This is a genomic window from Pedobacter sp. 22163, assembly GCF_052045595.1.
GTDB lineage: Bacteria > Bacteroidota > Bacteroidia > Sphingobacteriales > Sphingobacteriaceae > Pedobacter.
Genome location: NZ_JBQEPM010000005.1, coordinates 241,436 through 256,583 on the forward strand (window position 1 = coordinate 241,436; position 15,148 = coordinate 256,583).

10 protein-coding genes are annotated in these 15,148 nt (G+C 39.4%); 2 read left to right on the forward strand and 8 right to left on the reverse strand.

Annotated elements, in window-relative coordinates; genetic code table 11:
* Positions 1-275: 275 nt before the first annotated feature.
* Entirely contained in the window at positions 276-1,268 is a 993-nt protein-coding gene (locus ACTJKN_RS14980; RefSeq protein ID WP_440826181.1) for a helix-turn-helix domain-containing protein, read from the reverse strand.
* Positions 1,269-1,456: 188 nt separating this feature from the next.
* Between ACTJKN_RS14980 and ACTJKN_RS14985 the strand changes: the two genes are divergently transcribed.
* Entirely contained in the window at positions 1,457-2,044 is a 588-nt protein-coding gene (locus ACTJKN_RS14985; RefSeq protein WP_440826183.1) for a class I SAM-dependent methyltransferase, read from the forward strand.
* A gap of 223 nt (positions 2,045-2,267) precedes the next feature.
* Here ACTJKN_RS14985 and ACTJKN_RS14990 read toward each other — a convergent pair whose 3' ends face one another.
* Together ACTJKN_RS14990 and holA are read right to left on the reverse strand one after the other, a co-directional pair.
* Positions 2,268-4,526, reverse strand: a complete 2,259-nt coding sequence (locus ACTJKN_RS14990; protein ID WP_440826185.1) for a glycosyl hydrolase family 95 catalytic domain-containing protein — start codon at positions 4,524-4,526, stop codon at positions 2,268-2,270.
* 133 nt (positions 4,527-4,659) lie between these two features.
* Positions 4,660-5,682: a DNA polymerase III subunit delta gene (gene holA / locus ACTJKN_RS14995; protein ID WP_108199923.1), complete on the reverse strand. Its 1,023-nt coding sequence runs from the start codon at positions 5,680-5,682 to the stop codon at positions 4,660-4,662.
* A 220-nt stretch (positions 5,683-5,902) separates the two neighbouring features.
* Between holA and ACTJKN_RS15000 the strand changes: the two genes are divergently transcribed.
* Complete coding sequence (locus ACTJKN_RS15000) at positions 5,903-6,361, forward strand: type I restriction enzyme HsdR N-terminal domain-containing protein (RefSeq protein ID WP_440826188.1); 459 nt, start codon at positions 5,903-5,905, stop codon at positions 6,359-6,361.
* Positions 6,362-6,900: 539 nt separating this feature from the next.
* On the opposite strand, the gene ACTJKN_RS15005 is transcribed toward ACTJKN_RS15000, so the two are convergent.
* The 5 genes from ACTJKN_RS15005 to ACTJKN_RS15025 all read right to left on the reverse strand — a co-directional run bounded on the left by ACTJKN_RS15005 (position 6,901) and on the right by ACTJKN_RS15025 (position 14,902).
* A complete protein-coding gene (locus tag ACTJKN_RS15005) occupies positions 6,901-8,094 on the reverse strand; it encodes a Gfo/Idh/MocA family protein (RefSeq protein WP_440826190.1) in 1,194 nt (397 codons plus the stop codon).
* A complete protein-coding gene (locus ACTJKN_RS15010) occupies positions 8,095-9,459 on the reverse strand; it encodes a 3-keto-disaccharide hydrolase (RefSeq protein WP_440826192.1) in 1,365 nt (454 codons plus the stop codon).
* A 94-nt stretch (positions 9,460-9,553) separates the two neighbouring features.
* The gene (locus ACTJKN_RS15015) at positions 9,554-10,909 is read right to left on the reverse strand and encodes a Gfo/Idh/MocA family protein (RefSeq protein ID WP_440826194.1); all 1,356 of its coding nucleotides are present in this window, start codon (positions 10,907-10,909) and stop codon (positions 9,554-9,556) included.
* A 443-nt stretch (positions 10,910-11,352) separates the two neighbouring features.
* Positions 11,353-14,019 carry a valine--tRNA ligase gene (locus tag ACTJKN_RS15020; protein WP_440826196.1) on the reverse strand — a complete coding sequence of 889 codons (2,667 nt, stop codon included), beginning with the start codon at positions 14,017-14,019 and terminating at the stop codon, positions 11,353-11,355.
* Between the two features lie 247 nt (positions 14,020-14,266).
* Positions 14,267-14,902, reverse strand: coding sequence for a Uma2 family endonuclease (locus ACTJKN_RS15025; protein ID WP_440826198.1), 636 nt, complete (start codon positions 14,900-14,902; stop codon positions 14,267-14,269).
* Positions 14,903-15,148: the final 246 nt, after the last annotated feature.

Below are 15,148 nucleotides of genomic sequence, written 5' to 3' on the forward strand. Positions count from 1 at the left end.
ACCATCCCCGCACACATCAAAAAAACAGCGGCACTTGTTTTGTTTGTTAGTGCAAAATGAAAGGTTTTTGCAAACATGAAACACAAAACCACTGCGTTTTAGGTTTGATAGTGCCATTTGTTCTGTTGTGCTACTGTTTTTTTGATTTCCCGGCCCTTGGGATTGACAGGCGTGCTTCGGTAAAACCTGTGTTTTTATTAAAGTTGGCTAGCAAAGTGCCTAAACTATCCTGAATATTCGTGCTCCACATGATGAGCATTTAGCAGGAAATCGGTTTAACTTTTTAACTTCCCCGGCGTAACTGCAAATTTCTTTCTGAAAGCATTGCTGAAGTGCTGTACAGATGAATAACCAAGCATAAATGCCACCGATTTTATGGATAGCCCCTCAAGCAACAGCTCTTTTGCATGGTTAAGCCTGTAATCACTTAAATAACCGAATATGCTGTTATCAAACAGGCCTTTAAAGCCTTGTTTAAGTTTAAATTCGTTAATGCCGCATATTTTAGCCAGTTCTGCAACCGATGGCGGCTGGTGGATATTGGCAATGAGGTAATCTCTTGCCTGATAAAGACAATCCCTATCGTAGGAAGAATGTAAAACTGCAGGCTGTTTTTGGTTAATGGCACGTTCAAAAGCTTCGGCCTGGAGCACCAGCAGCTCAATGCATTTCGATTCGATAAACATCTGTTTTAGGCCTTCGGGGTAACCGCAATCTAGAATATCGCGGATGCAGTGTTGCATGGCCCATGAAATGGGAAGATTTTGCTCCGCCAGCTGCGTATAACGCCCCGTATCGGCATAATCTGCCAAAACCTGCAATGCTTTGGTGGAATGTTCTGCCAGTTGCAGAAACTTTTCTTTAGCAAAATGTACCTCAAAAAAGCGGTAGCTATGGCCGGTATCATATTCGCCTGTACCATCAAGCTCAGGCATGTAAATAATATTCTGCTGGTTGGAATTAAAGATATACTGCTGCTTATTTACCCGGTTAAAAATAGTGCCATTGCCGGAGAGCGTAAAACGCAGTTTAACCATATCAGGCACATCGTAAGTGGGCCTGAAATACATCTGTTGCTGTTTAAACATGATGTCGCCATATACGATATAAATACCAGGGATATTGATCTGTACCAATTCGGCATCGCTAAAAGAAAAACTGTACTTCTCCTTCCTTTCTGTTACCAATCCTCCCCGAACCGGAAGATCATCAAAGCTGCCCCCTACCTTTTTCCAGGCGCCGTAATCCTTTCCAACATTGATTCCCATAATGGCAATTATCACAAAAAAAGCGGAACTAAAGTAATGGGGTTATCCACAATTCGGTTTTTTGTAAAAGAAAATCCTTTTGATGTAAAAGCGTAGGGCTACTATTTTTCAATTTTGCCCAATTGCGAAATGCACCGCAAGATACTAATAACGACACCATGGAGGAGCAAGAAAACCTAAACACATTAATGCAAGATCAAAAAACTAACGCTCTCCCACCCAAAAACACCCTAATTTTTAAACTCTTACAAGATTTACCGCTAAAAACAGATGAAAAAGTATTAGAAATTGGCCCAGCCAACACCGAACACCTCTCTTATTTGTTTCAAAAAGCAAAAAACATCGGTTACTCTGGTACTTACTATACTGAATCTGCAATAAAAGAAGCCTTTTTTACTTACAAGGCTGATGGTAATGCTGTAGAGTTCATTAAAACAACTGATAATAAACTCGATTTTCAGGATAATTTCTTCGATTATTGTTTTACGGCGAATACCATTTATTTCTGGCCGGATCCGCTAAAATACTTAGCTGAAAGCTACCGTGTGTTAAAACCGGGGGGAAAAATGAACCTGGCCTTTGTTGAAAAAAACTTTGGTGGCGACCTGCCCTGGACACAGTTAGATTTTACATTTTATGAGATTGATGAAGTAAAATCGTTTTTCAAACAATCGGGATTTTCGAATATTGAAGTAAAGAAAATGACAGAAACGATAATAGATCAAAACGGAAAGGAAATCAGCAAACCGTTTATCATGGTGTCTGGCCAGAAATAATCGATGATGTGGTTACTTTAATTTATACTGATGCATCGTGTATTTTGGGCGTGCCCCCAAGCTGAGCAAGGGGTCGGGCTATGCGCTGCAAGTCATCGCTCGTGCCTCGCTATGGGCTTTCCGCTTCTATCCCTCACGCTTAATAACATCAGCTTAGTCCTTTGCTTACTTTGCGAAACCCTTAGCGTTCTTTGTGGTTAATTCATCATTCTAGTTAAGGATATTATTCATATCCGTTTTCAAAAACGATAGTCTGTTTTTTTCTCAGGCTTACTTCGGCAATTCCATCATCACCCATTTTTACACTTCCCGCAGGCATATCTCTTACCACATAGGTTTTAAAAGGCAGTTTAATTCTAAGCACGCCCGCTTTTTCTGCATATACTTTTACTTTTGTTGGCACACCGTTTTCTTTATTCCCGCTTACTAAAAAGGCACCTTCAGCACGTAGATTATTAAAAACTACATCTTTCCAGCTTTGCGGTACAGCCGGGAATGCCTGTATATAACCATTTCTGCTTTGCAATAAAAGTTCCTGAACCCCCTGTGCAAAAGCAAAATTTCCTTCCAAGGTAAACGGACGATAAGTAAAATCAGAGTACTGCCCTCCTTTTTGATCGCCATTTAAATGAAAACTGTTAGGTGAACAGAAATTGGATGCAAAAATTTCCAGTTGCTTTACCGCCTTATCGGCCTTGTAAGCCCTTGCATATAAAGAAGCCATCCAGCTAAAAGAATAACCACACCATGCCCTTGTACCAATTTCTTCTAACCGTTTTAAGGAGTTATCGATAATGGTTTTATCCTGCCCGTGGTTAACATCCAATAAATCGAGTGGATAAATGGCCATATACTGCGAAAAATGCCTGTGGGAGCTTGTTAAATTAGATCCAGGTGCAATGGTAAAACCAGTTTCATTTATTTCATAATCAGGCAACTGCTTTAGTACTTCTGTCCAATGTGTGCTTTCGTGTATGTTACCTTTTGCTTTGCTTACTTCGGCCGCAGCTTTAAATAAGAACTTCGCTAACGACAAATCATAGTTGGTCCAGTTTAAAAACCAGGCTTTTATGCTGTTATCGTTATACTCCGGACTAGAGCTTAAAGGCAGTGAACGTTTGCCATCTTTCAACCTGGTAATATTCTCCAGGTAGATTGCCGCTTCATGAATATATGGATAGGCCCTGGTGTTAAGAAACGCTTTATCCATGCTATATTTCCACTGCCAATAAAAATGTTGCGAGGTCCATGCGCTTACGGTTGGCGAAAGCGAATACTGGATCCATCCACCCATCGGATCGCCATTTAAAGTAACTACACCAGGAACGTTTAAGCCTTCAACACCAAAATACTGTTTGGTATAGATCAGGTTATTTTTTCTGATTTTCCATAGCCAATCGGTAAAAGTGGCACCTTCAGCTAAGTGATTAGCGGTATATGTTGGCCAATAACTCAATTGGGTATTTAAATCATTGTGAAAATCGCCTTTCCAGGGTGGTAAGCTGCCATTATCTGCAGTCCAAACGGCCTGCAGGGTAATGGCCGGTGCGCCTTTTCTGGCTACACACCCTAATTTATACATTTCTAAATAGTATTGTTTTTGAATAAGCTGATCCGGAACAGAAATATTCGATTTATTCCAGAAATCTTTCCACCATTTGGTATGAGAATCCCAGCCCGTAGGCTCATTCGCCATTGAAGAAATACCAGGTAATTTTGCAGCTTTATCATTACTAATGGTCCAGGAACCGATTAGATTCCCGTTCGCCATTATTTTCCATTGAACCAACACTTCATAATAATGATCCTGGTAAATAGGCTGACGGTAACGGACACTATTTGAAGTATTGACAACTGTTCCTTTTGCATAGCCCAGTTTTTGCAAACCCTCACCCGCATGGCTATTATCGCCTTTTTCCACCAAATTATTGGCGTAATTATGCACAATTAAGTTAGGTATGATCGCCGTAGATTTAAGATTTTCGAAACTAAAATAGCCCTGCTGCTGGGCGGCATGGATATAACAGTTAAAAATAGTACCATTTTCAAATTTTACCGTGTTTAAGGCCGTTTCGATATCCAACTCATTCGATATTACTTTACCTAGCCTAGCAATATCAAATTCCATTGCCGCTGCAGGTAGTTTGGTTGGATATGGACTGTTATCATAAGGTTCATCGCCTATTTTTTGAACAGCGGCATAGTTGTTTTGATGAACCTGCTCTTCTACCCACTTAAAATTAAGCTTCGAAATATCAAGCGCCTTACGTTCATCCCACAGATCTGCACGATCTAATGAAAGGCGTAGTTTATTGTTTTTTTCCCATATTAAAACACCTAACATACCATTTCCCAAGGGCATGGCTTCATCCCACCTGTTGGCGAGTTTAGGAAAGGAAAGATTATAAGGTTTTAATGATTGGGCATAAATAAAGTTCCCAATGCACTGAAGCATTAACAGTAAAAGGATTTTAGTTTTCATTTGTGTTTAGAAATGGTTAGTACCCGTAACAGGCATCAACTTCTAAAATAAAGATATTTAGCGAGACTAAAATCGCTAAAAATTGCGCAAACGTTTGATGGGTAATATAAAACAGGCAATTGCGAAAAAAAGATTAGTGTACAATCTTGAAAACGAGTTCTTTTAAGAGTTCTCCATCTTCAACATTACCCGTACTATCTAAACCTTTGCTTTTTAAATCGTATTCGCGGAGTAAACCGATCACCTGGAAAACTTTTCCTGTGTTGTAATTTCTTGCAGCTACCTCATAATCTTTAATAAAGAATGGAGGTACACCCAAAGCTGATGCCGCATCGGCCTTATTGGGGATGTAATGGTATTTTAGAAGTTTAGTAAAGTAACCACCTAAATTGGCCAATACCATCACCGTTGGGTTGGCCTTAGGGTTGCTGGCGAAGTAATTGATAATTTTATTGCATTTCAGCACGTCGCGGATGGCCAGTGCCTTCTGTAATTCGAAAACATTATATTCTTTACTAATGCCTATGTTTTTCTGAACCAGATCGGTATTAATGGTTGTCTCTTTCGGAACATTAAGCATTAACTTTTCGATTTCGTTGGCAATTTTAGAAAGATCGGTTCCTAAATATTCGGCCATTAAAGCTGACGCCTGCTGATCGATCTTGTAACCTTTATCTTTAATAAATTCTTCAATCCAGGGTACCAGTTTATAATCGCGCACAGGATCTGACTGAAAAATCAATCCGCTTTTATTAATGGCTTTATAGATTTTTTTTCGCTTATCGAAGTTCGCATACTTAAAGGCCAAAACCAAAATGGTACTTGGTAAGGGTTTTTCGAAATAGTTGAGCACAAATTCGCCTTCCTTGCTGCTCGAATCTTCTTTGCCCCACTTTAAATCCTGTGCCTCTTTAACAATTACCACCTGGTAATCAGACATCATCGGGTATCGCTTTGCAGCACCCAAAACCGTAGCCATATCCGTGTCTTTCCCGTATAAAACCGTCTGATTGAAACCTTTTTCGGCATCGTTCAATAACTTATCTTCAATATAATCGGTTACCTGATCGATGTAGTAAGATTCTTCACCATGCAATAAGTATACAGGTTTGAATTTTCGGGCTTTAATATCTTTAATAATTTCGGCAGCAGTCATTGCCCGTAAAATTACGATTTAGGTTTAACGATTTGGGTAAATGTTTATAATTTAAGAGATGTGAGATTTGAGATACTAGATTTGAGACATGAGACACTAGATTTGAGATTTGCTTACATATCTTAAAATTAAACTAACTTTGACGCCGTAATAATTGATAAATTGTTTATTGTTGCATGGTTAACTGCCAACTGAAAACTGATTACTGCTAACTGAGAAAATGTTTACCCCTACTCCTCTTAACCTTCCTCCGTATCCATTTAAAATTACCCAAAAAGATGATGTGGTTTTTATTTTCGATGAGTTGAGGAAAAAGCACCTCGTACTTACACCTGAGGAATGGGTGCGCCAGCATTTTATACAGAACCTGATATTAGAGAAGAATTTTCCACGCACCTTGATCCAGATTGAAGGTGGTTTGGTGTTAAACCAACTACAAAAGCGGAGTGACATTTTAGTCTACAATAACGCTGGCGAGAAGCTGATGTTAATTGAATGTAAGGCACCCAAAGTAAAGATTACACAATCGGTTTTCGATCAAGCATCGCGGTACAATTCTATCCACCAAGCCAAATGGATTGTATTAACCAATGGTTTGCAGCATGTTTATGCTAAGATGGACCTTGAAAAAGGTAAGTTTAACTTCGTGCAGGAAATGCCGGAATATTTGGGTTTGTAGCTTTTTGCCACGGAAACACGGTTTTCTGTCATCCTGAATGCAATGAAGGATCTTTATAGCATAATTTTTGGATTCTTTTCTGGAAAGCAGAAACACCAGCGTTTAGGATTGTTCCTGCCCCGCTCCCGCTTCTGCCAATTGAAAAAATTGGCATCCCGCTTTGATCGGGTTTAAGTGGCACGGTCAGTAAAGATATTAGGGTTTGTAGGGAGTATCATAACCTCGCCATTCATATATCAATCGTTGAGACACGACCAGTAGAAAAAGATCCTTCGTACCTCAGGATGACAATCACTTTAATTGCGTTTTCTGAATCATGTTATATCCCTCAATAGTAGCAACGTCCCTTCCGGTCTAAACCTGATTGACGCGAAAATCCTTTTTTGTCACCCTGATCGTAGTCGAAGGGCAAAAAAGATTGAAGCAAAAAGCAGGACGAACTTTAAAAAGATCCACTGCAATTGCTTTCCAAAATGAAAATAGCACAATTATCTTCTTAGCCGGTGAGGCACCAACCAATAGGAAAAAGAAAATATCATCTAAACACTATATTCCGTCTTCCAAAGTTGTTTATTCCCGCTGTAAATGGCTTCGTTACACATGGCAACACATATAGCCGCTTGCGTTCCGGTATTGATATTTGATGCTGGTTCTTTCCTGGTTATTATCGATTTATAAAATTCATCTAAGGCGTAATTTGTACCATCAATGGTGGCTTTATCCAAAATCGGGATTCCGCCATCTTTATTTACCACAATTTTTGTGGCCCCGGTTACGCCATCAACAATACCTAATTCTTTCTTAGCACTTTGTTCAGGATAAAATAAGCCGGTATTGGTTAGCAAAGAAACCGAACCTTTGGTGCCTTTTATTTTAAACAGGTAACCATCATGCGCATTGCCACAAGTAGCTCCAAAATTGCCGATCATGCCTTTTTCATTATAACGGAGAATGGCCTGAATATTATCATAGGTTTCACGCCCGTCTTTAAACACATCTATCCCACCCGATCCCATAATTTCATCAGGCTGCGTTTCAAAAGCCCAATTGATAAAATCAATCTGGTGCGATAAAAGTTCGGCGGCTAAGCCACCGGAATACTCTTTATACATCCGCCAGTTGATTTTACGTTCTAAAGCTGGATCAGGCACTGCCCTACGCCAATTGCCATTACGATCCCAACGACAATCGATCTGACTAACCTTGCCCAAATAACCACTTTGAATCATATCCTTCACCTTAAAATACAAAGGCGAATAACGATACTGATAACCCACCTGAAAAACCCGATTGGGATATTGTTTTACCAGTTTTTTAAGTTCGAGTGCCTGGGCAATGTTGTATGTCATGGTTTTTTCTACATACACGTGTTTGCCAGCCAGTACTGCATCTTTGGCAATCCGGAAATGTTCACTTAAAGGTGTGGCAATAAAAACCGCGTCGATTGTTTTATCGTCCAAAACTTTGTGGTAATCTTTTACGGCCTTTGCATCAGCAGGAACATATTTTTCGGTTTCCTTAAGCCTAAAATCGAGTAAATCGCAATAAGCTTTAATTTTATACTTTGCAGGCATTGATTTAATTACCGACAAAACGCCTTTGCCACGATCGCCACAACCAATCATTGCCACATTAATAATTTCATCAGCCACTAAATTAGCAAAGCCCTGGTTACCCAAAAGTAAACCAGAGCCTAACAAAGCTGATGTTTTAACAAACGATCTGCGCTGCATCTATAATGTTTTAATTTTAATCGTCCTGAAATCTACTTTGTTACCATGATCCTGAAGGAGGATGTGCCCTTTGGGTGCTTCACCAAAGTTTTTCCAATCTTTATATTTACTAATGGCAACCAATTTTTTAAATTCTTCTGAGCCTCGGGTATATTCTAAAACTTTTACGCCATTTAAATAATGCTCTACTTTGTTATTTGGATACACCACCAAACGGCCGTTGTTCCAGCTTCCAATTGGGCGTAAATAACGGGCTTCTTTTTTCGAAGTCATTAAATCGTATAACGAAGCTAAAGTTCTGTTTCCATCTCTGCCCAATTTTGCATCCGGATGTAAAACATCATCTAAAACCTGATACTCGAGACCAATAGCAGAACCTGTATTTTTTTCGCTCAGGGTAACAAAATATTTTACGCCACTGTTGGCGCCTGGGGTAAGTTTAAACTCGAACGACAAATCAAAAGCTGCATATTCATCTTTGGTTACAATATCGCCGCCGTTGGTCGATTCTGCACCACCCGATGGCTCTACACTGATAATGCCATCGGCAATTTTCCATCCTTTGGCAGGGAAAGTAGTTTTATAAGCACCAACCCAACCTGCATTGCTTTTACCATCGAACAAAAGTTTATAACCTTCCGATTTTTCGTAAGCAGATAAAGTATTTGGCGTTAAATTAACCGTATAAATTCCTTTTGGAAAAGCTTTAGCTTTTAAGCCCTCTGTTTGAATGTTGATATTTTTGAAATAAACTTTTTTGCCATCATTATCGAGGTTATTGCCAATGCCATGAACCTGCAAACCGATAAATCCTGATTTATCCAAAGTATCGATCACATAGGCAACAGGTGTCCCATTTACCCAGGTTTTCGTTTCATTACCAATACATTCTATTTTGTAATGGTTAAACTCATTCTTTTTATACAATGGTTTGGCCGATGGATTAAGTTCTAAAGGATATAGCCACAATCTTCTGGCTTCGTCGTAAATCCCCCCGGTCCATGCTCTTGGTGTAGGGTCTATTTCTACCTGCCTGCCAAAAACCAATCCTTTGCCGTTATTTCCTTCCGGTTTAATATGGCTGCGTGTTTGTACGCCCGAGTTGGTGGTTTCACCTTCAAGTTTTACATCCAGTTCTAAAACGAAATCGCCATATTCTTTTTCAGTGATTAAGAACGAATTTGGCGTGCCTTTGGTCATCGTTCCGATAATCATTCCGTCTTCAACTTTGTATGGCGCGGCCCCTGCAACTGCTTTCCAACCAGTTAAGGTTTTACCATCAAATAATGGTTTTGCTTTTTGTGCAGCGGCTGATAAACTGATTAGCGAAAGGGCTAGAATACTATATTTTTTAAAATTTAACATGATTTGTTTTTTCTTGCCGTCATTGCGAAGGAGAATGACCAAGCAATCTTTCTTGAAGGTCCGATTGCTTTGCGCTCCCAATGACGATATTTTTTTAATATTTAAATACTTTTCCGTTTGCAATTACTTCTTGTCTGTTTTCATCGAAAATTGCTTTTGCACCTGTTCGTACCGCAGCATTGGTCATGATATTGGCAATAGAGTGTGAATAACCCGCTTCAACAGGTGCATTTGGTGTTTTACGACTACGTACACATTCCATCCAGTTGCGCATATGGCCAGAGGTTAACGAATCCCCTCCCATATTGGCACCTGTAGCCGCTTTAATTTCGGTTTTACTTAAATCAAACTCAGGCAAAAGATTGGCTTTTAAGCCCATGGCTGCAGCTTCTCTCTCCTTTAAACCACCTTTTGGCGATACTTTATTGGTAATTAAATTCAGCTCGCCACCGTTAGAATAGTAAACCTCGCCCACATCGCCCACACTATTCTGCATTCTTGACGTAAAAGTAACCTGGAAACCATCTGTTGTATCAGGCTGTCCATAATCGAATACAGCAACCATCGAATCCCAGTTTCTACGGCCATCTTTCCAGGTATAAATGCCTCCGTTTGCCACTACACTTCGCGGATGTTTTAAATTGGTAAACCAGTGTACGGTATCAATCTGGTGCGACATCCATTGCCCTGGCATACCTGAAGAATATGGCCAGAACAAGCGGTATTCTAAATATTTTCTTGGATCGAAGGCTTCGGCTGGACGGTTCAATAAGAATCTTTTCCAATCGATATCTTCTTCTTTTAATTTGGCTACTAAATCTGGTCTGCGCCATCGGCCCGGCTGGTTTACATTCCATACCAAATCTACAGCAGTTATCGGCCCAAATTTTCCATCCTGAATAAATTTTGCTGCATTGGTATAATTCTCTCCACTCCTTCTTTGCGAACCTATCTGTACAATCTGTTTGCTCGCTTTAACGGCTTTAAATGCGGCTTTGGCATCGTCCATGGTTTCGGCAAAGGGTTTTTCTACATAAGCATCGCAACTGGCTTTTACGGCCTCAATGGTGTGAAGTGCATGCTGAAAGTCGGCTGTACTGATAATTACGGCATCAAGATCTTTTGTGGCATAAAGCTCATCGTTGTTACGGCAGGCTTTAATATCGTGACCAAATTTTGCTTTTAAATGGGCAATTCCTAAATCTCTCCGGTAGTTCCATAAATCAGAAAGACCAACGATATCGAAATTGAGTTCCTTGTTGTGGTTCAGGAAACAAGGCAAAAGGGTGTCTTTAAAGCGATCAGAAAACCCAACAACACCAACACGTACCCTATCATTTGCACCAATGATGCGTCCATAACTTTTGGCACTCATGCCCATTGTACCCGCGTAGGTTGCAGCAGCAAATATTGCTGATTGTTTAATAAATTTTCTTCTGGAATTTTCCATTTGGGATATTAGGTTAGATTATCTCTTAGTTTGCTCATCTGACAAACCATTTAAATAAAACCTAAAATATGGTTAATAAAAACAAACCTTAAATATTTGCAAGTAATATTTTTGAAACTTTATATTAAAACAATGGCTTATAGTCGTACTAACCCTAAATAAATTGCCAGGAAACCCGTATTTAAGGCAATAACATATTTTTACCGATGTGTTGGAAAACGTTTGAAATAATTTATTCCTAATGAGATAATTTTAATTAACTACCACATAAAAAAGCCTTTCAGAAAATAATCTGAAAGGCTTTTAGGGAGACTCGTCACCCTGAACCGAGCCTTAGCGAGCTCACCGAAGGTAATTCATTTCAGGGTCTAAATATAGCAGGAAAGATGCTGATCCCGAACATTCGGGACAGCATGACGATCGCACCGGCTGTTAAATTATTATTATCCTAAAACCGCTAAACTTTCTTCAATAATTTTGATTTTAGCTTCAGCGTCGGCCTTTTTATTACGCTCGTTTGCAATAATTTCCGGTTTTGCATTCTGTACAAAACGTTCGTTGCTCAATTTAGCATCAACCGACTTTAAAAAGCCCTGTAAATACACTAAATCGGCATTTAAACGCTCACGTTCTGCTTCTACATCAATATTTTCGGTCAGCGGGATGAAAAATTCATCTTTACCAGCCATAAAAGCAGTTGCGCCAACAATTTTATCGTTTACAATTTCCGCTTCTGATACATTGGCCAATTTGAACACAATGTTCAACCATTTTTCATAATCCAGATCAGAATTTATTTTGATACTTAAAGGCAAGGCCTCTTTAGGAGAAATTTGCTTCTGGTTCCTTACATTTCTAATTTCGGCCACCACGGTTTTAATTACCTCAGCATCTTTCAATAATTGCGCATCAAAAGCGCCGCCTTTCGGAAATTCGGCGACAATACAGCAGTCCATTTCTCCACGTTCGGCAAACAGATCATCATGCCAAAGCTCTTCAGTTAAGAAAGGCATGTTAGGGTGCAATAATTTGATGATATTTTCGAAGAAACCGACTGTAGCTTTAAAACTCTCCGCATCAATTGGCTGTTGGTAAGCTGGCTTAACCATCTCTAAGTACCAGGCACAGAAATCGTCCCAAACCAATTTGTAAGTGATCATTAATGCTTCTGATAGGCGGTATTGTTTAAAGTTAGCTTCAATTTCTACCAAAGCCTCGTTAAAGCGGTTTTCGAACCAGGATATGGCCTGGGTATTCGGATTTGCTAAGTTTTCGTCAACTTCCCATCCTTTTACCAAACGGAAAGCATTCCAGATTTTGCTGGCGAAATTACGTCCCTGTTCGCAGTAGCTTTCATCGAACATTAAATCGTTTCCGGCAGGCGACGACATTAACATCCCCACACGTACAGCATCGGCACCATATTTTTCGATCAATCCAATCGGATCAGGTGAGTTACCCAACGATTTAGACATTTTACGGCCTAATTTATCGCGTACAATCCCCGTTAAGTATACATTTGTAAATGGTTTTTTACCCATAAACTCATGTCCGGCCATAATCATACGGGCCACCCAGAAGAATAAAATTTCAGGCGCCGTAACCAGGTCGTTGGTTGGATAATAATAATTGATGTCTTTATTTTCAGGATTTTTAAAGCCGTCGAAAACCGAAATCGGCCATAACCATGACGAAAACCAGGTATCCATTACATCGTCGTCCTGCCTTAAAAACGGCTCTAACTGATGTTTGAATCCAGCTTTTTCCGTTTCTGAACAGCTTTCATCCAAATGTTTTTTCTTCCAGAATTCTTCTAATGCTTCATCTTTGGTTTTGGCAACCACCCAATTTCCTTTGTCATCGTACCAGGCCGGGATTCTCTGGCCCCACCACAACTGGCGACTAATGTTCCAATCGCGAACATTTTCCATCCAATGGCGGTACGTATTTTCAAATTTATTTGGAATCAGGTTTACTTCTCCATTCAATACATCATCCAAAGCTGGTTGTGCCATTTCTTTCATCTTCACAAACCATTGCATGGAAAGTTTTGGTTCGATAGCGGCATCAGTACGTTCAGAAAAACCAACCTGCGATTTATAATCTTCAACTTTATCCAAATGCCCTGCTTCTTCCAGCATTTTGGCAATTTTTTTACGGGCAACAAACCTGTCTTCGCCTACTAAAATAACTGCCAGTTCGTTTAAGGTTCCATCATCATTTAAGATATCGGTAACTGGCAAATTGTGCTTAACTCCCAACTCATAATCGTTCAGATCGTGCGCTGGTGTAACTTTTAAACACCCTGTACCAAACTCAATATCAACATATTCATCTTCAATAACCGGAATTTCGTGGTTAACCAAAGGTACGAACACTTTTTTTCCTTTTAAGTGCGTAAAACGTTCGTCATTCGGGTTGATACAAATTGCTGCATCAGCCATAATCGTTTCAGGACGCGTTGTAGCTATCGTTAAAAACTGGTCTTCCGTGCCCGAAATCAGGTATTTAATGTAATATAATTTTTGATTTACTTCCTTACGGATTACTTCTTCATCAGAAACAGCAGTTTTACCGGCCGGATCCCAATTTACCATACGGATACCACGGTAAATCCATCCTTTTTTGTACAAGTGGATAAACGAATCGATCACCGCTTCAGAAAGATCTTCTTCCATCGTGAAACGGGTACGGTCCCAATCGCAACTTGCACCCAGTTTCTTTAACTGTTCTAAAATAATACCACCGTATTTCTCTTTCCACTCCCAGGCATATTTCAAAAATTCTTCACGCGAAAGATCTTTTTTATTAATCCCCTGCTCCTTCAACATCGCTACAACTTTTGCTTCGGTAGCAATAGAGGCATGGTCAGTTCCTGGCACCCAACATGCATTTTTACCTTGCATACGGGCTTTACGGATCAATACATCCTGAATGGTATTGTTAAGCATATGCCCCATGTGCAACACACCCGTAACATTTGGAGGCGGAATGACGATGGTGTAAGGTTCGCGCTCATCGGGTTCGGAGTGGAAAAATTTCTTCGATAGCCAATAGCTATACCATTTATCTTCTGTTTCTGCAGGATTGTACTTGGTGGATATGCTCATGAATGATATTAAAAGTCCAAAAATAGCTAATTAAGCTGAAAGACCAAAGCAGCGTAAGCCGAAAGGTATCCTTATGCGTTTAATTATTCCCCTCTTTTAGAGGGGTGTCCGTAGGACGGGGTGCATTTTTTGGAAAGCAAGTGCTGCATACCATTTAATTTTGTACTCATAGGCGTATTAACCGCTATTATACTCTTTAATGCTGATCCAAATGGTATTATCCAAAAATCAAAAGCTAAAAAATAAGCTAATCGATATCATCAAAAACATCATCTAATTCCAATTCAAAACCTGGTAGTACCAATGAAGTGATTTTTTCGCTATGAGTAAATATTTTAGAAGGCTGAAATTTGCCCGAATCATTAAGGGTGTAGATGAGGATGCTTTGATCGCTTTGGCTGACCACCCAATATTCTTTAACACCAAATTCTTCGTAAACTCGGTATTTATTAAGCAGTTCCATTTTGGTATTGCCAGGAGATAAAATTTCAATAACAAGATCGGGAGCACCGATACAGCCGCGGGCGTCTAATTTACTTTTATCACAAACAACACAAATATCGGGTTGTAATACTGTATATACATCCTTATCGGCTTTACTTTCTTTTGGAAAGCGAACATCAAATGGAGCAGAATAAACCTTACATGGTTTGCCCTCTAAAAAATTACCAATTTTCAAGAAAATATTACCGGCAACTTCCTGATGTACCCTTGAAGGTGCAGGACTCATTTTAAAGATTTTACCTTTAATCAGTTCTACTCTTTCAGGAAAAAGCCAGTTTAAATAATTAGAATAGCTATAAGTTAATGATGCATCAAGTTCATTGAATTGCCTTACGGGCTCATCATCGTTTAAAACCGGATATGGAATAGGCTTAGACATAAACGAATATACTAATTTTTATAGCAATTTATTTTTCCAGTTTTCAACATATTAATATCATTAGGAGCCGAAGAATTGTTTTTCGATCATCTTCTTTGCCCTTAATGGCGAATGCATCTCCATTCTTTTCATCATTAAGAAGTTAAAAGAACTGTTTCACCATATTCTTCTTAATGCCCTTAACTTCTTAATGGTAAACGGATCTCCATTGTTTTCTCATCATTAAGAAGTTAAGAAAATTTAGAG